At 42.3% G+C, this 24,140-nt stretch carries 30 protein-coding genes and 5 pseudogenes; 10 read left to right on the top strand and 25 right to left on the bottom strand.

Annotated elements, in window-relative coordinates:
• Positions 1 to 419 precede the first annotated feature (419 nt).
• From JCM16159_RS06935 to JCM16159_RS06880, 14 genes and pseudogenes are all read right to left on the bottom strand, one after another.
• Positions 420 to 2,064, bottom strand: a pseudogene (locus tag JCM16159_RS06935) (CTP synthase).
• 54 nt (positions 2,065 to 2,118) lie between these two features.
• On the bottom strand, positions 2,119 to 2,409 hold the full coding sequence (locus JCM16159_RS06930) for a hypothetical protein (protein ID WP_054857364.1): 291 nt from the start codon (positions 2,407 to 2,409) through the stop codon (positions 2,119 to 2,121).
• Positions 2,387 to 2,620, bottom strand: a complete 234-nt coding sequence (locus JCM16159_RS06925) for a hypothetical protein (protein ID WP_054857363.1) — start codon at positions 2,618 to 2,620, stop codon at positions 2,387 to 2,389. Before JCM16159_RS06925 ends, JCM16159_RS06930 begins: the two co-directional genes overlap by 23 nt.
• Positions 2,621 to 2,660: 40 nt before the next feature.
• Positions 2,661 to 3,651 (bottom strand): annotated as a pseudogene (locus JCM16159_RS06920) (deoxyhypusine synthase).
• A 45-nt stretch (positions 3,652 to 3,696) separates the two neighbouring features.
• The gene (locus JCM16159_RS06915) at positions 3,697 to 4,455 is read right to left on the bottom strand and encodes a class I SAM-dependent methyltransferase (RefSeq protein WP_054857362.1); all 759 of its coding nucleotides are present in this window, start codon (positions 4,453 to 4,455) and stop codon (positions 3,697 to 3,699) included.
• Complete coding sequence (locus JCM16159_RS06910; protein WP_243666222.1) at positions 4,452 to 4,913, bottom strand: hypothetical protein; 462 nt, start codon at positions 4,911 to 4,913, stop codon at positions 4,452 to 4,454. Before JCM16159_RS06910 ends, JCM16159_RS06915 begins: the two co-directional genes overlap by 4 nt.
• Positions 4,914 to 4,945: 32 nt before the next feature.
• Complete coding sequence (locus JCM16159_RS06905) at positions 4,946 to 6,193, bottom strand: M48 family metalloprotease (protein ID WP_054857360.1); 1,248 nt, start codon at positions 6,191 to 6,193, stop codon at positions 4,946 to 4,948.
• A complete protein-coding gene (locus JCM16159_RS06900; protein ID WP_243666221.1) occupies positions 6,181 to 6,618 on the bottom strand; it encodes a hypothetical protein in 438 nt (145 codons plus the stop codon). Before JCM16159_RS06900 ends, JCM16159_RS06905 begins: the two co-directional genes overlap by 13 nt.
• 108 nt (positions 6,619 to 6,726) lie before the next feature.
• Entirely contained in the window at positions 6,727 to 7,032 is a 306-nt protein-coding gene (locus JCM16159_RS06895; RefSeq protein ID WP_243666220.1) for a hypothetical protein, read from the bottom strand.
• Between the two features lie 101 nt (positions 7,033 to 7,133).
• A complete protein-coding gene (locus tag JCM16159_RS06890; RefSeq protein WP_054857358.1) occupies positions 7,134 to 7,988 on the bottom strand; it encodes an ATP-binding protein in 855 nt (284 codons plus the stop codon).
• Positions 7,969 to 8,136: a hypothetical protein gene (locus JCM16159_RS15735; RefSeq protein ID WP_243666219.1), complete on the bottom strand. Its 168-nt coding sequence runs from the start codon at positions 8,134 to 8,136 to the stop codon at positions 7,969 to 7,971. The genes JCM16159_RS06890 and JCM16159_RS15735 overlap by 20 nt, the downstream gene beginning before the upstream one ends.
• A 48-nt stretch (positions 8,137 to 8,184) precedes the next feature.
• Positions 8,185 to 8,823: a helicase C-terminal domain-containing protein gene (locus JCM16159_RS15730; protein ID WP_243666218.1), complete on the bottom strand. Its 639-nt coding sequence runs from the start codon at positions 8,821 to 8,823 to the stop codon at positions 8,185 to 8,187.
• Entirely contained in the window at positions 8,798 to 9,781 is a 984-nt protein-coding gene (locus tag JCM16159_RS15725) for a hypothetical protein (RefSeq protein WP_243666217.1), read from the bottom strand. Before JCM16159_RS15725 ends, JCM16159_RS15730 begins: the two co-directional genes overlap by 26 nt.
• 35 nt (positions 9,782 to 9,816) lie before the next feature.
• Complete coding sequence (locus JCM16159_RS06880; RefSeq protein WP_054857357.1) at positions 9,817 to 10,233, bottom strand: hypothetical protein; 417 nt, start codon at positions 10,231 to 10,233, stop codon at positions 9,817 to 9,819.
• A 100-nt stretch (positions 10,234 to 10,333) separates the two neighbouring features.
• Here JCM16159_RS06880 and JCM16159_RS06875 point away from each other — a divergent pair, with 100 nt between their 5' ends.
• From JCM16159_RS06875 to JCM16159_RS06865, 4 genes are all read left to right on the top strand, one after another.
• On the top strand, positions 10,334 to 11,101 hold the full coding sequence (locus tag JCM16159_RS06875) for a TatD family hydrolase (RefSeq protein WP_367834369.1): 768 nt from the start codon (positions 10,334 to 10,336) through the stop codon (positions 11,099 to 11,101).
• Between the two features lie 114 nt (positions 11,102 to 11,215).
• Positions 11,216 to 11,383: a hypothetical protein gene (locus tag JCM16159_RS15720; protein ID WP_243666215.1), complete on the top strand. Its 168-nt coding sequence runs from the start codon at positions 11,216 to 11,218 to the stop codon at positions 11,381 to 11,383.
• Positions 11,380 to 11,682, top strand: a complete 303-nt coding sequence (locus JCM16159_RS15715; protein WP_243666214.1) for a hypothetical protein — start codon at positions 11,380 to 11,382, stop codon at positions 11,680 to 11,682. Before JCM16159_RS15720 ends, JCM16159_RS15715 begins: the two co-directional genes overlap by 4 nt.
• A 170-nt stretch (positions 11,683 to 11,852) precedes the next feature.
• Entirely contained in the window at positions 11,853 to 12,320 is a 468-nt protein-coding gene (locus JCM16159_RS06865) for an AAA-associated domain-containing protein (protein ID WP_243666213.1), read from the top strand.
• A 7-nt stretch (positions 12,321 to 12,327) separates the two neighbouring features.
• On the opposite strand, the gene JCM16159_RS06860 is transcribed toward JCM16159_RS06865, so the two are convergent.
• The gene (locus JCM16159_RS06860; protein WP_054857355.1) at positions 12,328 to 12,783 is read right to left on the bottom strand and encodes a hypothetical protein; all 456 of its coding nucleotides are present in this window, start codon (positions 12,781 to 12,783) and stop codon (positions 12,328 to 12,330) included.
• Between the two features lie 58 nt (positions 12,784 to 12,841).
• Between JCM16159_RS06860 and JCM16159_RS06855 the strand changes: the two genes are divergently transcribed.
• Positions 12,842 to 13,561: a hypothetical protein gene (locus JCM16159_RS06855; protein WP_054857354.1), complete on the top strand. Its 720-nt coding sequence runs from the start codon at positions 12,842 to 12,844 to the stop codon at positions 13,559 to 13,561.
• A gap of 46 nt (positions 13,562 to 13,607) precedes the next feature.
• Positions 13,608 to 14,534 carry a thiamine-phosphate synthase family protein gene (locus JCM16159_RS06850; RefSeq protein ID WP_054857353.1) on the top strand — a complete coding sequence of 309 codons (927 nt, stop codon included), beginning with the start codon at positions 13,608 to 13,610 and terminating at the stop codon, positions 14,532 to 14,534.
• Here the strand turns inward: JCM16159_RS06850 and JCM16159_RS06845 are convergent.
• The 6 genes and pseudogenes from JCM16159_RS06845 to JCM16159_RS06830 form a co-directional block, all read right to left on the bottom strand.
• Entirely contained in the window at positions 14,531 to 15,433 is a 903-nt protein-coding gene (locus tag JCM16159_RS06845; RefSeq protein WP_054857352.1) for a RimK family alpha-L-glutamate ligase, read from the bottom strand. The genes JCM16159_RS06850 and JCM16159_RS06845 overlap by 4 nt on opposite strands.
• Positions 15,434 to 15,528: 95 nt before the next feature.
• Complete coding sequence (locus JCM16159_RS18950; RefSeq protein WP_367834368.1) at positions 15,529 to 16,119, bottom strand: hypothetical protein; 591 nt, start codon at positions 16,117 to 16,119, stop codon at positions 15,529 to 15,531.
• A complete protein-coding gene (locus tag JCM16159_RS18945; RefSeq protein WP_367834367.1) occupies positions 16,029 to 16,535 on the bottom strand; it encodes a UbiD family decarboxylase domain-containing protein in 507 nt (168 codons plus the stop codon). Before JCM16159_RS18945 ends, JCM16159_RS18950 begins: the two co-directional genes overlap by 91 nt.
• A 44-nt stretch (positions 16,536 to 16,579) precedes the next feature.
• On the bottom strand, positions 16,580 to 16,870 hold the full coding sequence (locus tag JCM16159_RS18940) for a hypothetical protein (RefSeq protein WP_367834366.1): 291 nt from the start codon (positions 16,868 to 16,870) through the stop codon (positions 16,580 to 16,582).
• A 78-nt stretch (positions 16,871 to 16,948) separates the two neighbouring features.
• Positions 16,949 to 17,137, bottom strand: a complete 189-nt coding sequence (locus JCM16159_RS06835) for a 30S ribosomal protein S27ae (protein WP_054853353.1) — start codon at positions 17,135 to 17,137, stop codon at positions 16,949 to 16,951.
• 879 nt (positions 17,138 to 18,016) lie between these two features.
• A pseudogene (locus JCM16159_RS06830) lies at positions 18,017 to 19,173 on the bottom strand (glycosyltransferase family 4 protein).
• Positions 19,174 to 19,323: 150 nt separating this feature from the next.
• Between JCM16159_RS06830 and JCM16159_RS06825 the strand changes: the two are divergent.
• The 4 genes and pseudogenes from JCM16159_RS06825 to JCM16159_RS06815 all read left to right on the top strand — a co-directional run bounded on the left by JCM16159_RS06825 (position 19,324) and on the right by JCM16159_RS06815 (position 21,619).
• Positions 19,324 to 19,929 carry an adenylate kinase gene (locus tag JCM16159_RS06825; RefSeq protein WP_054857351.1) on the top strand — a complete coding sequence of 202 codons (606 nt, stop codon included), beginning with the start codon at positions 19,324 to 19,326 and terminating at the stop codon, positions 19,927 to 19,929.
• A gap of 56 nt (positions 19,930 to 19,985) precedes the next feature.
• Positions 19,986 to 20,180, top strand: coding sequence for a hypothetical protein (locus tag JCM16159_RS15710; RefSeq protein WP_243666212.1), 195 nt, complete (start codon positions 19,986 to 19,988; stop codon positions 20,178 to 20,180).
• A gap of 38 nt (positions 20,181 to 20,218) precedes the next feature.
• Positions 20,219 to 20,509: a hypothetical protein gene (locus tag JCM16159_RS15705; RefSeq protein WP_243666211.1), complete on the top strand. Its 291-nt coding sequence runs from the start codon at positions 20,219 to 20,221 to the stop codon at positions 20,507 to 20,509.
• 90 nt (positions 20,510 to 20,599) lie between these two features.
• Positions 20,600 to 21,619 (top strand): annotated as a pseudogene (locus JCM16159_RS06815) (iron-containing alcohol dehydrogenase).
• A gap of 43 nt (positions 21,620 to 21,662) precedes the next feature.
• Here JCM16159_RS06815 and JCM16159_RS06810 read toward each other — a convergent pair.
• The 4 genes and pseudogenes from JCM16159_RS06810 to JCM16159_RS06790 all read right to left on the bottom strand — a co-directional run bounded on the left by JCM16159_RS06810 (position 21,663) and on the right by JCM16159_RS06790 (position 23,753).
• Positions 21,663 to 22,127: an inorganic phosphate transporter gene (locus tag JCM16159_RS06810; RefSeq protein WP_054857350.1), complete on the bottom strand. Its 465-nt coding sequence runs from the start codon at positions 22,125 to 22,127 to the stop codon at positions 21,663 to 21,665.
• Between the two features lie 189 nt (positions 22,128 to 22,316).
• Entirely contained in the window at positions 22,317 to 22,553 is a 237-nt protein-coding gene (locus tag JCM16159_RS06800) for a hypothetical protein (protein ID WP_054857348.1), read from the bottom strand.
• A 51-nt stretch (positions 22,554 to 22,604) separates the two neighbouring features.
• Positions 22,605 to 23,344: pseudogene (locus JCM16159_RS06795) on the bottom strand (sulfide-dependent adenosine diphosphate thiazole synthase).
• 166 nt (positions 23,345 to 23,510) lie between these two features.
• Positions 23,511 to 23,753, bottom strand: coding sequence for a hypothetical protein (locus JCM16159_RS06790; protein ID WP_243666210.1), 243 nt, complete (start codon positions 23,751 to 23,753; stop codon positions 23,511 to 23,513).
• Between the last annotated feature and the right edge of the window lie 387 nt (positions 23,754 to 24,140).

Here is a 24,140-nt window from a genome sequence, read left to right as displayed (position 1 = left end):
AACATACTTGGGACTATAACTAATAACCGGGGCATTTAGAAGAGTTCCATTGTACAGCACTAGAGACGCTGATATTATGCCCTCGTTTGAGAGAGGGTCTAGGTATGCATTAATCGTTACATTACCTCCCTGTGAACAGTATTGATATATTGGTATTATTAATTTATTATTGGTTATATTAATTACTTCAGTGAAGGATTGATTGTTATAATAAATGTTAACCCTAGGTAATTAATAGTTACCTGCGCATAACTAAGCATGGGCAGCGCCATAAATACAACAATAATGGTTATCCAAAGTATGCGTCTTATCACGAGTAGTAACTCAGAAGGGTTATAAATAATACAATCACGTAAAATAACCAAGTTAATGATGATGCAGTTCGCGGTGGATTGAATGACAGAGCCTTCGAAGACTGATCATGCATATACAGTCGTATTCACGCTATATGGTGATGACAAACCATGCCTTCTATTGTAGGCAGCCCTTAATAGCGCAATGAATAGTGGATGTGCCTTAACGGCCTACTCCTAAACTCTGGGTGGAATTGCGTAGCTATGAAGAAGTAGTGGCTTGGTAGCTCTATTATCTCAACCTAGGTACATCAACCTCCATGCCGAGAATACCAAGCCCTTCTCCCTGAGCAAATCAAAAAAACTTGGGGTTAATCTCATACCTATGCCTATGTCTCTCTTTAATCTCTGTAGCTCCATAAATAGCGTGAGCTATTGTACCCTTAACGATACTTATTCTTCTATCACCAAGTATCATAGTCCCACCTAACTCCTCAATATTTTGTTCCTCAGGGGTTATATCAATGACTGGATAGGGCGTGTTTGGATCAACCTCGGTGGTGTGAGCACCCTTGAGACCAACAACATTCCTTGCAAACTCAACAATGGCGAGTTGCATACCGTAACATATACCTAGAAACGGTATGTTATTCTCACGCACATACCTTATAGCCTCAATCTTACCCTCGACACCCCTAGCGCCAAATCCAGGCAGTACAATTACGGCATCTGCTTTATTAAGCTCGGTAACTTTAATATGGTCCTTCTCAATATCCTCAGTATCGCACCAAACAATGTTGGGCTTAAGCCCTAACTTAGCAGCTGCGTGTTTGATGGCCTCGACAATGCTTATGTAAGAGTCATGAAGCTTAACGTACTTGCCACACATGTAGACATTAATCTCCTCCTTACCATCCTCAAGAGCATTAACAAAGGCTATCCAATCATCGAGGTTAGGCTCCACCTGGGTTAAACCTAACTTATTTACAATGTATTTTCCTAAGCCCTGTTCCTCGAGTATTAATGGCACCTTGTAAATTGTATCCACGTCATATGATGTAAATACTGCATCAAGTGGCACATTAGTGAATAGTGAGATCTTCCTCCTAGTCTGTTCGTCCAATGGTTTAGGCGATCGGGCTATTATTATGTCAGGCTGTATACCAACTCTCCTAAGCTCAGCAACGCTGTGTTGTAGTGGTTTTGTCTTAAGTTCGCCCGTAGTCGATAGTATGGGGACCAGGGCGACATGAACAAACAATACGTCATTGGGCATTTCAAGTCTCATTTGCCTTGCAGTCTCTAGGAACGGTAGTCCTTCATAATCCCCCACCGTACCTCCAATCTCGATTAATACAATATCCGGCTTCTCCCTCTTTGTTACAAGTAATATTCTTCTCTTTACCTCCTCGGTGACATGCGGTATTAACTGAACCGTCTGTCCAAGGTACTTACCCTTACGCTCCCTCCTAATAACGGTATAGTAAACCTGGCCGCTGGTAATGTTATGGTACTTCGGAACCTCTATATCGAGAAATCTCTCGTAATGACCAAGGTCAAGGTCTGTTTCACCGCCGTCAAATGTCACAAAGACTTCACCATGCTGGAATGGGTTCATAGTGCCGGCATCAACGTTTAGGTATGGGTCTATCTTAATGGCAGTTACCCGATAGCCCCTGGCCTGTAGGATTTTTCCAATGGATGCTGTTGTAATACCCTTACCCAATCCCGATAATACACCGCCGGTTACAAAGATGTATTTTGTCGTCATAATAAGCACGATACAGCTTAATATTTAATACTTACTCTTATACTGAATAAGCCATTACTTAGTCTTACTTCTCATTAATTCCTCATAAACGCCCATTATTAATTCATGCCTTCTCCTTACCTTCTTCTCTAGGTCATAAAGCTCATTCCTCATTCTATATAGCTCTACCCTTAACCCATTAACCCTATTAATTAGGTCTAGCTCGCTAGGTGACAACAAGTACTCAAGCTTAGCGTCTGGTTTTAACGTCCTCAGTATTAAGTATATATCTAGTTTACTGAGACCCCTACTTCTTAGCTCATTCACGATGTTTCTTATGTCCTTAGCCTGTGAAATTGAAAGCATTGGAAACCACCTTCTGAAGATCATTCACAAAGCCATTTAATGCGTTATTAACAGAGCCTTGTAAATGCATTATCCCAGTTACGGTATTTCCAAATAAGCCACTTATCAATGACACTAACGCCACAAGCACCGCCATCGATATTGCTATGAGCAAAACCTCCTCAATAAATATATCCCCTCTCTTCCTTATTTTCCCCACTTTCATGCCCATCGATTAATAACACTCAACTTATTATATAAGGCACTACGTTCTAAACTATGGCCCTAACACCCTTCCTAAAGCCTATCTTCTTAACTACATAGGGTATCAATATGGGTAGCACGACGGTGGCATCCTCAAGAACAAAGGCCTGCCTCGCGGTTGGCTTCACCTTACCCCACGTAATGGCCTCCTTTGGGCGAGCACCACTTAGTGACCCATCCCATTCAACAGCCATCGTTATGTAAACCACATAATCAACCCACCGGCAAACTGACTCCACCAAATAACATGGTGCTTGGAAATACCGCCGCCAATTATTAATGCACCCAGGGACTTACTTGAGTAAACAATGTCCATTAGCTCATGCTCATCCCTAAGAACATCCACCCTAACCTGCTTGCCCCCAGTCCTCGTCCTCTGCATTTCATTGTATGTAAGTATTGCTGTGCCAAAGGCACCATCCACGAAACCAGGTACATAAATTGGCACTTTAGCCTTTGACGCTGCCCTAAGTATTGAGTAGTCATCATCAATCCTCTTACCCATCTCCCAAAGCAACTCCCTAATACCCCACTCCTCCTTAATCCTCGATAAGTCCTCAAGCGATGAGTGCACGAACTTCTCAATTAATGGTCCATAATGCTCCTTCCTAACTGCAATATTGCCAATCCTATGAATACCCGCCTTACTCATCTCGACATCATCGACGTCGAAGTAACTCTGGTAATACTTACCACCCATTGACTTGGCTATGTCGTGGTCCAGGTACCCGCTGTCGTGATTACGACATCCGCAAAACCCCTTTCAATGAATTTTGCTATTAAGCCTCGTAGCCCTGTCGAGACCAGGTTTGCCGTGAAGGATAAGAAGACGGTAGTATCTGGGTCTTTGTACATGTTTAATAGTACATCCACCGCCTCAGCTATGTATCTACCCTGGAACCCACCGATTCGGCTATAGGCTTCTATTAAATCATCTATCGTGCTTATTCCAACGTCCAAGTCATAAACCTCACTTGTTATGAAGGGTGAACCGCTCATTGGATAGGATAAGTTAATTTATTTTTAATGTTTTATGAATTTAAATTACTTAATAATCCTTACCTCCTTAATGAGCCCCTGCCTCATTAACTCACTCACTATATCTCTAACACTTCTTATGGTTAATTGCATCTTGTTTGATATCTCCTCAATGGACCTATTACCATCAATCAGTTCGAGAACCTCCAGGTACTTCTCATTAAGCTGCATGTTCTTTAGCTTTTCCTCTAGCTCATTAACGGGTATTGGTACTTCAAGACCCGATATCTTGTATAGGTATATCTTGTGGCTTCTCCATTCCTCATATAGATCCTCAACAATTAAGGGTCTCCAGCCGGGAACCTCAAAGTCGTGGGACACAATCCTGGTGCTGGGTCTGAGCTCACGCTCGAGCTTAGGCTTTATCCTTTCATTAACGCTTGTGAGTAGGTACATCGTAACCACGTCAGCCTCAGACAAGTCTTCCTCGAAGAAATTGCCGTAAATTACGTGAATCCTATCTTCGAGCCCTAAATCCCTAACCCTCTTAAGTGTTTGTTCGTACAGATCCTTCCTAATTTCTATACAAGTAGCCTGAGCACCAAATTCCCTAGCAGCCATTATTACTATTCTACCATCGCCACAACCAAGGTCATAAACAACCTCATCCCTCTTAACATTTGCTAGCTGAAGCATTCTCCTGACCACGACCTCTGGCGTAGGTACGAAAGGGACATCGTAAGGCATATTAAAATACGGAAAGAAATTGGGGTTATATATATCCTTCTCTAGCGCGTTTTCATAGTAATCATCGAAATTGCTCACGGACCCTCATTACTAGCCCTATTTATTATTTTTATTTTGAGCCCCTCATTATCATAATTAATATCAAGGTCAACAATACCCTTTTTCTTAAGGATCCTAATCGCATCAATTAATAATGATCGTTCCTGAGGCGTTACCTTGGCCAACGCATCATTTAAGTCCTCAGAATTACTAACTATGTCTAGGTACTTCCTAATTAATGTTGAATTTAAATTAATTAATGCTGGGTTTTCCTCAAGCATTAACTCATGAATTGCCGAGTCCGTGATTGAGTATATATCCATTAATACGTCTGATAATGATACGCATTTAATTATTATGTCATTTATTAATGATGATAATTCCGATAGTTCGGGATACTTAGTCTCTAGCCTATTGATTAACATCCTCAATTCACTCATTTTCTCAATTAAGTCCATGTATACGCCATAACTAGGGACAAAAATTAAACTAACCATTAAATAACTAATGAAATATTGTAAGTTACCAATTATCGTATAATCCTGGCTAACCTACTCGATATTGGCGGGTGCGATGCAAAAATAATAAATCTCCTTCTTACCAATTCATTATGTAATTCCTTCCAAGTAACTCTGATTAATGCCATGGCTAAGTCCCTCTTCGGCACAAACTTGAGGGCGTACTTATCCGCTGAGTACTCGCTCAATTTCATTATATATGCCATGCCAAATATTTCGAAGAATATTGCGACGATAATTATGGGTATCGCTGGTAGGCTCATCAATGGAATTATATAGGTAATTAGTGCAATATTCACCAATTGAACCAGCGATATTAAGAACAATGCCTTTGCGGAGTCTCCATGAACAATATGCCCAACCTCATGCATTATTACAGCAATTAACTCATTGGTACTCAGACATGATAAAAGTCTTGATGTTAATATTATGTAATTAATGCCGGGTAAACCAATGGATGCCGCGTTACATTGATTTACATTAACTAGGTAAATGCCATAATTCTTCCTAATACCTAACCTACTAATTAAGTCGTTAACGTTTATCTCCTCCTCATAGAAGTTTTGTGGTCTTGTTCTTGAGTTGCTCACCAATAGCATTAGAAATCTCCTTATTTCATTTAGTGATTTTATATTTTCAATTCTAGATAAAAGTCGTAAAGCCTCGTTAAACCTCTTCTCATCAAAATCCCCGTACTCCAGTACAAACTTTATTATTTGTGCATTTCTTAAATCACCACGTCTAATTTTTAATCGTAATATGTATGAATAAATAATTGGTATTAAAAGTGGTGATAGGAGCAATACTATTATTAGGTGTAGTGATGGTATTGCATTAACAATTCTCAATACAGCAATAATTATTGATAGCACCATTATTGATATTAACATAAGCCATATTAAGCCAACAGGCGGTGAGTAGGCCCTTGGCAAATCATTAACCCTATAAATCCTATTTTTCCTCTTTATGAGAAGTATTGTTATTCTACGTACGCCATCAGTGCCCAGATACCTTAGGATCAGTGCATTTACAAGATCCTTTACCTTACCACGACCCCTTATTCTCACCTCATGATTAATGCTTAACTCGGCATTTCCATCATCACCATACACCATCAACCTAGCAATATCACTGTTGATCTCCCTAGTCACGTACAACAAACCAGCGATCTTCAATAAATAATCCTCTACATAATTAATTAGGGATTGAGGATCTTTAATTAAATCACGGATTATTTGATATATTCTTATTGCCGCCATTCGTGGCTGTCTGTGCCAGGTTTATTTTTTTGGGCATTAGCTAATTCCCTCAGCATATTTATACTAGTATTACCTCTTCTCGTGGATTTATAACCATCAATGAAGGATAGTATCTCATGAACATTGTTATGCTCAAGAATGAGCCAGAACTCGGTGTTTCTCATTATACCGTAGACCTTACCCCTAGCACTCCTCTTAATAACCCTAATGAGACCAAGCTCAACAAGCTCCTCAAGGAAATTCCTGACTATGACTGATTCAGAACGTGGACTCTTCCTTGTCCAAATGGATATGTCCTGGGCGACCTTCGCGGGCCTGAAGGTTATTAGTTGACCCTTTGCGTTGAGGACCATGTCCTTTAACATCTGAAGTATTAGAATCTTCACCTTCTTTGTATCCACCATTAAGTTTTCCGAGGTTGTCATTAGGGCACCAGGGTTTCCGTATATATCCGCTTAAATAAATAAATTCAGAAATTGTGACACTCCCGCAGTAGTAAACGTTAGAGTTCCAAGAAATCTCTTTATAACTAATTACATGTCATTTTTCAATTTGCCATCAAGCTCCAGTATCTTCTCGATGAGCTTTTCATCCGCATCTAGTATTCTTTCTATTTCATTAACCTTGTCACGTAAATTAACAACCTCTTTTTCCAACTCCATTATTTGTTTCCTAAATAGCGAATCCCCATTATTTATTACTGCGCTATTAAGTAGCGTTGACCCGCCATTATCAGGGCTTACCTGCCTTACCATTGCCCTTTTATCATGACCTGGGGCTTCATTTACCCTACTCACGATCTCGTTATTGGTACTTACTTGGTTATCCGTTTCAGCCATGGGTTTATTATTTAGTAATAAATTACTGTTTACACTGTTTATCATGTTAGTATTAATATCCTGAAAAGATCCATTTCCTAGCTCACTAAGTCTTCTAATAACTACATGGGTTGGCTCAATTGTTGCCTTAATGGCCTCACCCTTGTAATGCCCTTACTACTTATTACTATTGCCTCCTCAGTGGATATTTCATTCAACTTATTAATTAGGTTCCTGGAAAACATTATCTCACCATCCAATAATTCAGGATTTATCTTAAACAGCACTATATTACAATGCTTTAATATCGATGATTTAGGCACAGCATTACTAACTAGGACAACCCTCAACCCGTACTTGGCCAATTCCATTATTATGTGATCAATTATTGAGTAACTGGAGCTATCTATGTCGAGTAGGTTCTGGGCCTCCTCAATAATCAATACATGCCTAACACCCTTCTCGATTAAACCCCTCCTCATGTAATGCATGTACAGTGCTGCCAGTATTAATGAAGAGACGAGTCTCTTCTCCTCAATAATCGTCAGGTCACTAAGATCTATAACAGCGTCACCCTCTACTAACGAATTAATATCCACAATACCCTTACCAATGTTCATAGCTGAATACTCAAGTCTCCTCAGTATAGCTGCCTTCATCTCAGCCTCTGTCCTGGTACTAACAAGGTAATTATCTATCTTATTTATTAAATCATTAAAGTTCGTGTAATTACCATCACGGATCATCCTATACAGCATGTACATACTCGGCTCATTAAGCCCCAGACCAAAGCCCAGGATCTCAGTCAATAACTTAGGTGGAAGCTTCTCAAGATCTATATTAATTGCCGAGGTTGGTAATGTTGGTAATAACCCCGTGTACTCGCCATGCCAGTCAAGCACTGTAACCACGTATTTTCTACGAAGCTTCTTAATCATGGCCTTAACAAGTGATGACTTACCACCTGGTGGGGCCAAGAATACATAAATGCCTATCAAGTGATACTTTATAGGGCATCATGAATCGTGTACCCACTGTAACATTGTCCGCCGAGAATTCCTTCATTAATGATGCAATGATTAATGAAGTGGGTATTACAATCGCACTAATGCCCAGTATGTCCATACACCTCATTATGAAACTCCCAACAGGACTTATAAGGCACTCAATGACTCATCGCCATAGCGACTCATTTAGTAATTGGAAGAGCCTTATTGGTTTTATCCTAGACATAAGCCATTTAGGCATGTATTTTCTATAGCGATAAAATCTACCATCAAGTAAAACAGCGACCTTCTTGTGCCTATCCAAATCCCTAAGTAACCTACCAATTATTTGTATTGTGGTTGATATGGCTGGGAATAAGAACGTGGTTGTAAACCCACTTATCCCTAGTTTTCCGTAATAACGCGACTTTAAGAAACCCCATTGGTTGTATTGAGGTAGTGGAAATCCAATAATCATAACGCCGATTAACTCCTGCTCGAGAAAGTTTATGCCTTCACCAATTGGGTTCTGGGCATACGTTATTATTAATGACTTGGTGACCCTGGCATTCTCCTTAAACACCCCTATGGCATTTACGGCCTCAGAACCATCTCTGAGTATGAAAGTTGGAATCCCCCAAACTGGTGGGGTGTATTGATTAATGTATGAATTCATATACTCAATGCTTGGAAAGAATACGGCTAAACCACCGACTGGCGGTGATGCTTCAATAAAAGCCTTAATGCTTCTATCGACGATGTCCAGGTACTCCTTCAATAACCTGTTTCTATGCGTAAATTCAACATCCCTTACAGAAAAAAACAACAAGATTTTCCAGATACTCCTTAGGTAGGGAATCCACAGTTATGTAATACGAAGGCCTAGAGAAAATGTTCACTATGTATGAAAATCTTTTGCTAATAGATGCCGTTAGGAGAAGAACCTTTTGTGATTTCATTATTAAATCACGGATAGGCCTTAATGAGAGACACCTTAGCTTAACTAGGTCACCATCGTATGTAAATGCACATAAGTCATTCCCAAAGTGAGTAAGTATTTCAATAACTTTATCGTCGATTGATTCTGACCCCTTTAATAAATCATCAATATCAAACCTCCTCAGTATCACGACTTCCCTCTCTGGTGTATAACCATTTATCCTATCGAGTAATTTGCTGGCTAGGTCATTGCCACTTGATGCCCATCGCCTCAATTCATCAATCTTAATGAACGTAGACTCCTCAAGACCCACCGCTACATTATGGAACTCATCGATGATCACAAGGGGCTTGTTCCAGGTATTGATGATACTCATTATCTTACCATAGAGTTCAGGGCTTGATAAGTACGCGTGGGTTGATATTACTATGGGTAATTGATAGGCTAGGGCTTCATTAACCTCGTATGGGCATAAGCCATCACTAAACAGGTCAAGGGGGTTGCAAGTCATTATAGGTAATGTAACTTCGGTCCTCTTGACTTTACATACACCATTTAACCTATATAGGAAGCACTGCTTAGAATTATGTGCATTAAATGGACATAGTGACTCCCTGCCAAGGAATAGGGAGGTTCTATCCCTGATACCAGCCCTTCTAGTAAATTCGCAAAGCTGCAGTGCCTCGGCCCTGGACTTAGTTATTATTAATACCTGCCCACCATCATTAACCCACTTCATCGCCACCGCTATCGCTATCCTGGACTTACCAAAGCCTGGATAAGCATTTAATAAGATAATATCCTTCTTCCTTAATACTGAGTATATGTAATCGGTAATATCCATTCCAATAGTTATGACCCAAATCAATTAATTAGGCACTATGCAGAGGGTTCGTAAATCCGCGTCTTAGAGCCCTCAAGAAACTTCTTCTTAATTCCCTTCATACTCTCAAGGGCATTATTAATGGCATTAAGCACCCTTGGGTCTGTCTTAACCTCATCAAGCTCCTTACAATTATTTAACACTTTCTCAAATAACTTATCAACTATCTTATCCGGAAGTCTCTCAAGGGCCTCTCCATATATCTTCAGTAATTCGTTGCTTATGAAGTCAACAATATTGCTAATATCTTTCCAGTTATCCTCAGCCTGCCTAATAATTGATAGTATTGTTTCTAGGCTATACCTCTCATCAGCTGATGATTTAGAATCATCGAGCCCCAAGTAGGCCCTATTTAGGCAGTACCTAACGAACCTGTACATTAATGGATTTATGTTAAGTGCCGACGCCGACATCGAGTTATATAAGAATGGCTCTTTAAAAATCTATACCTAAATGTTGGATTAATCACGACTACCGGCAAATCAATTTATAGGGGTTATTAATCACGGCATTTTGAGGCGCTTGATCGATGCCCATGCACATCTAAGCAGGTGGGATGTGTATAATCGTGCGGATGAATTGATAAGTGAAGCTCGTAGGGAGGGATTACTTGGTATAATCAATGTAACAATGAGATTAAGTGAGGTAATGAATGCGATAAGTCTCGTGAATAGGTATGGTGAGTTTGTACATACGGCATTAGGGTATGACTATGGTGGTTTCGACATTAAGGAGGTCCAGGAGATCATGAAGGTGATTAATGAGAGGAGAGACTTGATTGTTGGGATTGGTGAGGTTGGGCTTGACTACAGTGTTGTTAGGGATAGAATGCTTAGGGAGATCTCACGGCACATATTCACTAAATGGATCCTACTTGCTAAGGACCTTGATCTGCCATTAATAATTCATTCGAGGGGTGCCGAGGATGATATAATTAGGTTACTGAACAAGTATGGGCCTGTCAAATGCGTAATGCATGCATTCAGTGGTAGTAGGGAACAGGTAATGAAATTGCTCGAGCTCGGTTGTTACTTCTCAATACCACCGACCATAACCAGATCCCGGCAAAAGAGGGACTTGGCCATGGTGCTACCTCTAAATCGAATACTCCTCGAAAGCGATACGCCTGAACTTGGGCCTAGCCCTGGCGAGGAGTCAAGGCCTGTTCATATTAAGGTTGTGCTGATGGAATTGTCAAGGATCCTTGGTATTGACCCAATGGAGTTAGACAGTGTTATTTCTGAGAATACATTATCAATATTTCGATTAGGTAGGAAATAATCAGTCCTGCGTGGTTTCTTCACGGTTCATCTCTCCGGTCCTCATCATTGGCATGAATTTCTCTCTGGAAGGTAATAAATAATTTATTAACTTGCCATAGTATTACTTAAGGAATTGCTCATGGGAATTATCGATAGGATTATTGAGGAGTTTAGAAATAGAGGATTTAGAATTAGGATTGTCCGTGATGACTCAATAAAGGCCGACCTTAATAGATTAAGGGCTAAGGCTGGGTTATTCCAGGGAGTTACTTTCCATGGTGGTCAAACCCACTTGACATGATTGAGGAGTTGGAGCTTAGTGATGTCAATGCGTTATTCGTTATTTCTGAAAGGCCGTACGTGATTAGTGATTACATTGTTAATAATTTGTCGAAAGCTCGTTATTGGTTTAATAAGGAATTGAATATTAAAGTATACGCAATAAACATCGATAGGCTGGAGGAAGACTTAGAGGATGGTATTAACCTTGCAATAACGAACTTCTATGAGGAAGTCAGCAACGTAATGCTAAGGGGGAGTGCCTGCAAGCTGTGGCCTGCCAATGACCTTAATGTACTCCTCGAGGTATTACTCACGTAGGTGGAAGACGTGGGTCAACGAATACGTTGAAGTCTGCGAGAGGTGTAAGATTATTTCTCATAAATTAACTATTTCATATTTACAATAGTGAACTTTTACCCTAAAATAATACTTATTAACCACTAAAGTGATAACCCATGGAAGCAGGTTTTATGCCTGATTTACCATTTATGCCGTTAGATGCAAGGTTCGCAGATGTGCTTGGATTAATAGACACACTCGTCAATGAGTTTAAGGGGCAGGCTGACATATTCATGATAGCCAAGGAGATGGAGTCCGACATCGATGATTTAATGCCGGCGTTAAACGCGGCTGTTTACCTTGGGTTTGTCGAGGTTAAGGGTGGTGATATAAAGATCACGAATGAGGGTAAGGAGTTTCTTAACGCTAAAATTAGCGATAGGAAGAAAATACTCCGGCAAAAGCTGCTTAATCTTGAGCCATTCCATACAGCTTACAACCTGGGTCTGCGTAAACCATTTACAATCGATGACCTTATTGAGAAATTGAATGAGAAAGGCTACGTGGAGGCCAGGGAACCAGGAATTAGGCATTTGCTCGAGATACTACTAGCCGAGTGGGGTGTATTCGCAGGCATGCTCAAGAAGAGGGGTGATGTGTATATTGCAATACCGTGAAACTAAGTCACTTATTAACCCTGATGAATACCATCCCTGAAACAATAACCTCCTCAATAACTCCATCATTCAATAACTGATTATATATCAATCGCCAATTATCAGAAACACTATTACTAAGCCACTCCTCAAATTGGGGCTTTGGCATCATTCCCTGAATCTCACTCCTTAGTTTATCCACAAGTCTCTGAAGGTTTAGTTTATTCCTGCCATTACCAGCATCATTAGAGCTATTTTTAGTACTGCCCACGGTGAAACTTTCAATAGCCCTTCTCTTTATATAAAATGTACCATCCAACGTACTATACATAACCTCAAAGAGACTTGATCTGCTTAACCTGTTAATTAAGTCAATACCTATCTTCACGCCCAGTAAATGCTCCACCTCATCAATACTAACCCACTTATCATCAACAACCCCCATCAACCTCCTTATCAAATCATCACTTATTGCCAATGTCACGCGGGAAATGTTGCGTACTGATATAAATCTTAAATAATTAATTTAAAAAGAGCGATTAATGATTACATCGTTTAAAGTACCCACGGTACTGGTAATCGGCAGGATAGGTAGAGAGTTAACTGTGTGGAGTATAGATGGTACTACCACGCCGCTGGGCAGTGTTAATGGTATTGAATTAGTTGACGAGCTCAAGATAGAGAGACAGGTAGTAGGCCACGTAGCAATTACGTCCTTTGGGCAGTACGTAATTAAGGCCATGGACATGGGTAGTAGGTATGGCTCATACACATTGAGCGAGGACTCCCTGGTCAGGATACCTAGCAGGGGTGGTATTGACCTTAGGAAGTACAATGATTGGATAACCATAAGAAACGCCTTTATACTGATTGGAGACCCGAATTCTGGTTACTCTGATTATTACCCATTAATATGTCCATATAGGGTTGGCGATACGTTATTCATTAATGCGGGATACACCAATTCAGGAAGTATTAGGGCTGTATTAACCATACTTGGCATTCTACGTAACTATGCAGAGAGAGGTCGAGTAAATGCATCATGCATGTGCAGGATACCCTCAATGCCCCTAGAAATGGCATTGATAAGCGGTGATAAGTACCTACTGGTTAGGACCTACCTCAATGATGGTCAGTCAATGGTAAGTAATAAGTACCTGGTCATACTGACCAAGGGAGGTAACGTAATTAATAGGTACTCGACAGACAATGACCCGGTGGACATCGTCATTAAGATGCTTAATAAAATGAGGAGCATCTAGGTAAGTAAAAGTAAGGATTAATAGTGACCATACTTTGTATTAATTTGTGAGTATAAACACAGGGCTTGAATTCGTCGCCGAGAATGTACTGCCAATAATAAGGAGTTTAGTCGCCAAGAGATTACTCGAGAGTGGCTATAGCCAGCTTAGGGTGGCTAGGATACTGGGCGTAACGCAACCAGCGGTTAATAGGTACGTAAGTAAAGACTATGGTGAACTGCTCAGTAGGGCTGAGTCCCTAGGTATTAGTAAGGATTGGATCCTCAGGGTTGTTGATAACGTCGTTGAGTTAATACTAGGTAATAGGGAATACGAGGCCCTTGAATACCTAACCAATGCAGTGTTAATGGAACTTGGTTCCCTAAGACTGTGCGATGCTCATAGGAGACTTGTACCATCACTACCAATAACCTGCAATGTATGTTCGATATTCATTACGGGTGTCTCTGATTCGGTAATTAAAAATATGGAGAAGGCATTATCAATTCTTGAAACGCACCCTGAAATTCAGGTTGTAATACCAAGGGTGTTGATGAATATTGTTGAAGCGAGGCCGGGCGCGGTCAATGAGAATGACGTAGTTGGTGTGCCAGGCAGGATTAATGCTCATGATGGAAGAGTAATCATAGGCTCAAGGCCTATTTATGGCGGTAGTAAGCACCTAGGCAAATTAATCATTAAGTGCATGAATGTGAACCCGAGATACAGGTCTGTGGCTAGTATTAAATATGATAATAAGATAGAGAATGCACTAAGGGAGTTGGGCATTCGTTACGCCAAGGCTGGTCCTCACGAGAGTTGTAGCGAGGATGATGTCATAAATGCCGTGGCAAACTCACTCAATAAAGACCCGACAATAGAGGCTGTGATTGACCTTGGAGGTTATGCCCTGGAACCCGTCACCTACGTGTTTGGTATTGACTCGATAGACGTAGTATTAAAGGTAATAAAAATAGCCTCAAGGATTTCCTAAGCCTTTACCTTACTGACCAGGTAATTCACTATGTACCTAGCGGGGTTAATGCCGGTGGCCCTCTTGAACCCCTGCCAGGACATTGTTGGGTTAACCTCAAGTATGAAGTAGCCATCTTTAGTCTCGGCAATATCAACGCCGCCATAGTCAAGTCCGAGGACCTCAATAGTCTTCAACGCTAACTCACTTAATTCATCCGTGACCTTAGCGGGCTCAGGCTTAGCACCTTGAGCCACATTGCTCTTCCACGTAATGCCCCTCCTAAACTCGGCGCCTATCACCTCATTACCAACAACCACAACCCTGTAATCACCATTACCAACCTTATCAAGGAACCTCTGCACATACATAGGCTTGTTTAGGTTCGTTAGGTAACTGAATATGTGCATGGCAACATCGGCATCATCGACCTGAAAAACTCCGAATCCCATGGCACCCCTAATCTGCTTAATAACGGACTTACCAAACTCCCTGACCGTATTGTAGGCAACAAACATGTTCTCACTAACCACAGTATCGGGGACAGGCAACCCGTGCTTAGCCAATAGCATTAATGATATGAATTTATCACTGGCCATCATCCAATTCATCACAGGGTTCATTACATAAACCCCACTAAGCTCAAGGGCCCTAACAACCCATAACCTATGCACGAACTGCTCAAAATCCCTAATTATACCGATATGCCTAAGTATCGCACCTGATACACTCAACTCTTCATAATTAGACCTACCAATTAATTGATAATAATTAATGCGGCCCTTACTGAACCTGACACCAATCATGTCGATGTAAATCCTCCTAACCCTATGACCCAAGGACCTAATAGCGTCCTCTAAGTCAACCACGTCCTCAGGATTATACTCAACCTCGTAAGGTCTGATAATTCCAATATCCACAAGTACGACACAGTAAAGTCTCCTTTTATTAATTTAGCCCAGGTATTAATTACAAAGGAATTATAGAATTAAGTATACGTAAAGTAAACGTATACCTACTTAAGCTTAATCTTGCTTAAGTCAACAGAGGCAGGGATAATTCCCTTTCTGAATCTACTTACATTTGAGTGAATCGGCCTTGTAGCATCAATACCAACCTTTGTGGTTATGCCCTGCGCAGGATCAATAGCCACAGGATCAAGCGTGGAACCCCTAGCATACTTAATGATCACTAGATCTTCATCAGCCCTGAACCTAGTCGCTATTGCCCATTCAACCTCACTTGGTTCATCTATGTTTACGTCATCGTCGACGACCACCACGTGCTTAAGGCTTGGGTGGGCCGCGAAGGCTGCCATGATCGCGTTCTTGGGATCGCCATCACTCTGCTTCTTAATGGCGATAACTGCATGCAGCCATCCACAGCCGCCGTCAGTGAGCCTGACAGCCCTAACCTCAGGGACTACGTTACTAACGAACTGCCAGATCTTAGCCTCCTTTTCAATACCCATTAGGAGCTTATGCTCGGAATAACCAGCCACGAGGGCTTGGGCAATTAATGGGCTGTCCCTCCTAACGTAAATCCTCGTGATCCGGACAACCGGCTGTTCCCTAACCTCGTCATACGTACCAGTATGTCCATGCATGGCCCCTCCCTGGCGGTCTCCTTGGCCGATATATAACCCTCCATCACGACCTCCGCATAAGCGGGTGCAGGCACTCCATTGTCTAGGACCTTAACCTTAAGTGAACCATCAAGCAGTGCATTTGCCATATTCAATTCAAAGACGCCGAAGGGTGGTGATGAGGCCGCTGCCACGAGAATGGCTGGATGTAGGCCCCATGAAATCGATATTGGCGTGTCCTTACCGATCTCCCTATTCCTCATGTAAATCCTGTAAAGGTGCCTGGGTACAAGCCTAATAACGAACTTATCAGGGCCTATTGGGGTTAACCTATGGATACTTGCATTCAGTATGCCATCCCTTACATCCATGCCTATCACCACCGCGCTCGTTAGACAGGGCCCCGGTTCAAGTTCGAAGTACCTTGGTATGGGCATTTTAGTTAAGTCGGTGTTAGGTAATGGTTCATAAACGGCATCGCTTACCTCAACTGGCTTGTAGGATGGCGCGCATTCTCAGCCCAAAGAAGTCTCCTGTAAAACTCAGTATCGCTTTTTACATTGAGTGCCTTATACACCTTATCCCTGGTATTAACTACATTGCCAATTACGTGAACATGCCTAAACTCACGTACGTTGGTGAACTCTAAAGTTGGTCCTTTATCGAATCGTGTGATTACATAAGGTATCTCGTAATTAATGCTTAACTCCTCATCGACGAACCTTAACATATCTGAATCTCTTAGATCGACCAAGTACTTTCTTAGGTCCATTGGTTCGGCACTAATTTTTTTAGGTAAATAATTTTACTGCATCGTTAATGAATACGAAATATTATTTAATTGGCATGTTTATCGTGCCTTAACCTGCTCAAATATTGTATAACCGCACTTACCACATGAATAACGTGGCACTGGGACCTTGTGATAAGCCATTACTGAGCCGCACCTCGGACAAATTCTCCTAAGGAACTTTATGGTGCCCTTCTCATAATCAACCTCATACCATGTGTGCGCCCTGGCCTTTACTTCCTTTGGCATTCAGGCATGGGCTTAATTCATCCCTTATAAGATTTTCCTTTATGGTCATGAACCATAAACCCTTATAAGGACTTACTAATTTACTGCTTGCGATGATTAATGTGGCCAGGCTGAATGATGATGTAAGAATCGTTTTATGATACGTGAAGGGTTGTTGTTTTCTTATTGAATAACATGGGCGCTTATTCATATCTTTACATATGCTTATTACTTTATTTCTTAGCGCCTGGTTTAGTGGGCTTAAGGGTTCTTGTCGTGTTGCATTTATTTCCTAGGGTGTGTTTGTTTAATGTGTGAAGATTAATGATGATTGGATGCAGTGAGGGTTTTGGAGCAACTTCAAAAGACTGGTTACAGGGAGGTTGGGCTTGAGTGGGTAGGGCGGGAACTACGTAGTATGCATGTGCATGGATGCAATCAGGAGGTACCCCGAGCTTGCTGGTAAGGTCTGTGAGAAGCTAAGGAGGATACTTGAGGATACAAATAAATGAGGGCAAAGGCAATAGTAAAGGCAAAAAAATGGCGAACTAAACTGCCCAGGACCCACGGGCTTAACAAAATAAACCTAGCTCAAAACCCACGCAAGATCCTATGCTCAAGATCCTAAGCCAGCTCATTAATAAAGATATTATACCTACCTTAATTAGTGACATTGCTAAGTCCATGTAAGTTTAAAGTTTCACAGTTCTCATTAATTTCAGAATTAGAGTAGTGTCGGTTCCGCCCTCGTTGAGGTACCTATTAAGGGTCTAGGTCTTGAGAACCGTGGTCAGCGGCCCAACGGTCCCGACCTAGCCACGTATAAAGAAGCCATACCAATACTGAGGAATAGGGTCTTTGGGATAACTCAAGCCCTTAATAGGTCTCCCTTTCTGATAATCACCATAGTGATACCCACTTCGTGCTTTCACTTTCCCTAAGTACGTCTTGATAAACCTTCTTTGTCCAACGAGCAATAGACTGCCAACTATACCACCGATTCACGGAGTCCCTCGCATTCCTCGCTATGTTTCTCCTCAACTCATCATTGCTGAGTAGTATCTTGGCCACGTTTATTATCTCATCAACGTTATTAGGCGCTACCTTAACACCATTGTACCAGTCACGCACTATCTCATCGGGTCCGCCAACTCTGGTTGTGATCACGGCTAGACCCGCGGCCATTGCCTCGAGTATTGTTATTCCAAAGGCTCATACCTACTTGGTAGTATTGCCAAATCCGAGACCTTTAGTATTGAGTAGAGCGTTTCGTCATCGACCCTGCCCGTGAAGTATACCTTGCTCCAAATGCCCCAGTCATGGGCCAGACCCATTAGGTATTCCCTCATTGGTCCATCACCAACGATCAGAAGCTTCAGGTTCCAATCCCACTTCAGCAATTCCTTAAATGCCGCCAATACTAGGTCTGGTCCCTTCTCATGGACTAGCCTACCAACGAAGACTATTATCTTCTCACTGGGCATTGCATATAGATCCCTGAAGCCGGGCCTTACCTTAATAGAGTCTATGTAGGACACGTCAATGCCGTTGGGTATCATTATCAGTTTGTCCATTGGTAACCCATGCACCATCGAGACCTCACTCATCATATAATTACTACAGACAATTACCTTCCATGCCTCGTATGTTGTCCTCCACTCCCATGAGTGAATTATGGATTGTTCCTCACTATGAATACCACCGCGCCTACCGGTCTCAGTGGCGTGTATTGTAGCAATCAAGGGCTTATGAAGCAGATGCTTAAGTGCGATGCCCGCAGGTCCCGTTAACCAATCATGGACGTGAATCAGATCAAACTCCCACTCATCATAAAGCCTGAGGGCTTCCTCGATCATTTCCTCATTGAAGTTCAATACCCAGGTGATGAAGCCCGTGGACCTAAACCTGAATGGGTCAACCCTCCTAACGTGAACCCCCTCGACCTCCTCAGAGGGCTGTGAGCCAGGTAGTGCTATGCTCATTACGGTGGTATCAACGCCATCCCTGGCCAGATGCCTGGTAATGTGATAAACATGTCTTCCTAATCCACCAACCATATGAGGCGGGTACTCCCAGCTGAGCATTAGTACGCGTATTACCACAGGAACGCATCTATGTACTTATTTAAAAGTAAGATTCTATGGCAAATGGTGATTTAGGTAGCCGTGTAATAAAATTTAAAATTAATGAAGATTTAGCTTTATCACGTGAAGATCGTACTTGTCGCTGTGCCGGGCAGTGGTAAGTCAACAACGCTGAAATTCGTTAAGGAGCTTCTCCCTGACGTAACTGTCGTTAATTATGGCGATTACATGCTCGAAATCGCCAAGAGACAATACGGGATTACAAATAGGGATGAGATGAGAAGGAAGTTGCCTGTGGAGGAATACAGGAAGGTCCAGGAACTTGCTGCTGAAGAGATTGCTAAATTGCCTGGTGACGTTATTATAGATACCCATGCCAGCATTAGGGTTCAGGGTGGGTTTTATCCAGGCCTTCCTGACAGGATAATGGTAAAGCTTAGGCCAGATGCAATTGTGCTCATGGAGTTCGACCCAAAGGATATACTCGAGAGGAGGGCTAAGGACGTGGGGCTCAGGGATAGGGAGCCTGATTCTCCTGAGGAGATTGAAATGCATCAATTGGCCAATAGGTATTACGCATTCGCGGCTGCCAATGCCGGAGAGTGCTCGGTATACATCCTAGACTTCAGAAGGAAACCTCAGTCAAGGCCCTTTGAGCATGCTGAAATCGCTGCTAAATTTATCGTTGATTTAATAATGAAAAGCAGGGGTGCAGGTAATAATAAGTAGTTTCATTATCAAGGCGCGAAATGCTTAAAATAATATGGAATTCTTCGAAGGGTTGTATGAAGGCGTTAATTATTGTTGCTGATGCATCATACAAAGGAGAGTACTCAATGACGGTACAGGCGCTTAGGCAGTTGGGTATGGAGGTTAGTACGGGACTGGTAAGTAAGGCTGTAAGTATTAACTTTGACGTAGACTTAACAGATAGGTTGGGTGAGGGTGTCCTTGATGGCTACGACATTACTGCTTCATAGGTGGTTACTGGGCGTACTACGCCGTTACTGGTAAGGAAATGCCCGGTAAGACCAAGCCAATAGTGAATAAAGAGGCCTTTGAGAAGTTACTTGTTCAATCAATAAGCACTGGTAAGAAGACGATATTACCCCTGGCAACGCCAGCTTACGCGGCTAAACTTGGTCTATTGAAGGGTAAAAGGGCAACTGTTTACCCAACTACGGACCTAATAAGCGTCCTTAAGGGCAATGGTGTTGAGTTTGTTAATGGGGATTTCGTAATTGACGGTAATGTAGTTACCATGAAAAGGGTGACTGTAGATTTGCTTACCAAGGCACTTAGTAAGTAATTGACCTTAGGTTCCATAGATTAAATTAATTTCGTTAATATAAGGGTAAAGAAATAGTTTAAATTACCAATATGCCTGCCTTAATTGGTAATGGCATCACCACAGCGTAAATCGCTGGAGATGTATGAGATTCCTCGGATTGTGGTATTCGGACCTAGTGCCATTAGTAAGGTACCCGAGATATTAAGTAAGTTGGGGCTTAATGGATTAAGGGGTTTAATCCTCATTGGTCCTCACTTCGGTAAGCACCTCATCGATAAGATTGAGTGCAGGATATGCGATATTGAGGAGGTTAATGAGGTAAGTCCTGAAAGGATAATTGAATTGTCAAATAAGTATGTTCATATTACCGACTATATAATAGCCCTGGGCGGTGGTAGAATAATTGACTTTGGTAAGGCCATGGCCCACATAATGAATATTCCATACCTATCCATACCAACGATAGCGTCTCATGATGGAATAGCGAGCCCCTACGTTTCCCACATACTTCAATTAGACCTTAATAGGTATGGAGTCGGTAAGGTCCAGAGATCCCCCATAGCCATCATTGCCGACACTTCGATAATACTCGAAGCACCAAGGAGGTACTTACTGGCCGGCATTGGTGAGTTGGTTGGTAAGTTAATAGCCGTTAAGGACTGGGAATTGGCGGTCAGGGTTAAGGGTGAGGAGTTCAGTGAGTACGCGGCGGCTTGCCAGGGATAGCGCATTAATAGTCCTTAGGAATAGAGATAGGTTGAAGATTCATAATGAGGAGAGCATTAGAATAGTGGTGAAGGCGTTACTTGGTTGTGGGGTTGCATGGCAATCGCAGGTAGTTCGAGACCATGCAGCGGCTCTGAGCATTTATTTAGTCATGCAATAGATATACTGGCAAGGGAGAAGGGATTTAGGCCTGCGCTGCATGGTGAGCAGGTGGCGCTTGGCGCGATAATGATGGCTTACTTACATGGCATGAGGTGGAGGAGGATAAAGTCATTCCTACAGGGCTTGAACATACCGGTCACAGCCAAGGAACTCGGTCTCGATAAGGAGATAGTAATAGAAGCATTAACAATGGCCCATAACATAAGGCTGATAGATTTACCATATTGGGGGCGGGCTTAACGCGTAAGGCTGCTGAAAATCTTGTTGAAATTACGGGTATTGCCTAAATAACCCTGATTAATATATAGCTAAGTGCAAGGCCGATGATTATTGATACTATGAACCCAAGTATTAACTCATTGAAGTATCTAAGGTTTATTATCCTAAATCTATGCGCCGCACCAACACCCACTAGGCCGAAAGACGTGGTTATAGTGACGGGCATCGGTACAGAGAATAGTGTCCCTATTTCCATGGCAATGAATGAGAATAACTGTACTGTGAAGCTGGTCAGTGAGCCTATCGTAAATAAGCCAGAGCTAAGCCTATACAGGGTTCTCCAGCCGATCAATAGTACACCCAGTATTGAGCCAGCAATGACTAGAAGCATACCCTTATAACTAAAGCTTAGTAACGCCCATATTAATCCAAGGTTATTCGCACCAAAGGAGAATGACAGTAAGAATACGGTGATTATCGATAGTGCGCGATAAATCCCGGCATATTTAAATGATATCCTTGAGAACACGCTCAGGGATTTATAAAGGAGGTATGAAAAAAAGCATCACTATTATAGGTAAAGATAACCAGTAACCAAGCACAAAGGCGGCATTTCCCATAATATGACCTACAGCCAGTGAAGCACCAACAAGGCTCGCATATAGTGAGCCTGTTAACGACATTGGAACTCTCATGCTCTCGCCAATTATGAATATCACTATGGTAACGGCCATGGCCACCATGCGACATCGCCACTCACCACATTAGCCTTCATGTAGGTACCCTGCAACCATAGGCCAAGTACATAACCGAGCAATGCAATTGCTATGGCATACTTATAATCAATAGACCTGGACCCAACGGCAGCCCCTGCGTTAGCTGATAGGTTATTCCCAGAGACTAGGAACGATAGCAGGAATGCCAATACGTAATTTATGACCAGCGTATACGCCATATTAAGCAGGTATGACCCTTTAATAGCTTTTAAACCCAACCCACGTACTCATCATCGCTTCAAATCGCTAATTATTAACTCAGCTACCCTCTTACCACTCATTATCATTGAGCCGAATATAGGCCCATCCTCGGCAGCCCATACACGGCTGCGACTGCCATGCCAGTCACGTAAAGACCCTCCATAACCCTACCCGTATACTTAACAACCAAGTCCTCGGCGACCGAGGCATACGCCGACTTCTCACCGGGCACCTTTAAGCCAAGGTCTGGGTTCTTCCTCGCGGCCACCGCCACGACCTCCGCATCATGCCCTGTGGCGTCGACTACGGCCCTAGCCTCTATGAAGAATGGGTCTGTGTGTATGTTAGCCATTTGTATTGATGACCAGTAAACGGCGAGACCCGCTATTCTTGGGGGATTATCCCTAATTATGACATCCTCAACATTAATTCCAAGCAAAAACTTAGCGCCTGCATCGATGGCCTTAGTCGCGAGTTTCGCCATCATTTCGGCAGGGTCAATGACGAATAATCCATCACCCACGTCCTGAAGCCTAACGCCGAAATCCTTACTAAGAATCTCAGAGGCCGGCGTCTCAACGACTATGCTCGGTAAGTGGCTTGCGGCACCGCCAATACCACCACCAAAGGAAAACCTCCTCTCAAGCACCATGGTCTTTAAGCCCGCCTTAGCTAGGTAATAAGCCGCGGTCATGCCCGAGGGACCGGCACCGACAATAGCCACATCAACACTCGAGTACTCATCAAGTATTTTCAGGGCACTCCTCATTATTGCACGGGTTATGCCCGCCTCCGATATTGATGCGCCAGCCATATAATCACCAAGTTATTGATCATTAATAAAAATGTTATGCCAAAAACTAAACAAGGTAGTCAGTGGCTGTGCCTTTATAAATATTGAGTAAGATTAAGATAATGAATTAATGCTTTTTATACTAAACAACGTGTCTGACAATTAAGGTGCTCAAACTGTGAGTGGTTAAGACATGCTGTGTAAATAGACCGTGGGTTTCTGCTTTGAGGTATGTTAATAATGAGTTCTTATTAAAAACAAAGCCAAGCATTGGAATCTCCCTTTCCATTATTGCTTCGTGAATCGTGACCAAATCATCAGTAGTATCTGGAACATTACCGAGGGAATTATCCCTATTCTCCACGAGTTTCGGAGTCTCCGGCATCCTCATTAAGTTCGTATATCATGTATTTTAGCATGAGTAAAGTGTTCATCACCTATTGACTTCTCATTATCCGTAGCTATTGCAATCCTTACCATACAATTTCCACCAATAATCACGCCTAAAGAAGAAAACTAAACCATTCTTATCCAAGGTCCGCGGGCCCAAAACATAATCCCAACAAACAAAAACATAATCATCAATAACCTGCGTGGAGCCCGGCCGGGATTTTGGACCCGGGACCTATCGGTCTTCAGCCGGTCGCTCTTCCAGCTGAATCTGCTGTTTCGTGGTATATGGAAAACGTGTGATAAACCTAATGGGCTGGGTGGCGAGGCTTCGGCTCAATCGCCGACCATCAACGGCTCGACCATGTGCCTCATTGCCTTG

The sequence above is a fragment of the Vulcanisaeta sp. JCM 16159 genome (assembly GCF_001316265.1).
Taxonomy (GTDB): domain Archaea; phylum Thermoproteota; class Thermoprotei; order Thermoproteales; family Thermocladiaceae; genus Vulcanisaeta.
This window is presented reverse-complemented; position numbering and strand designations above follow the sequence as displayed.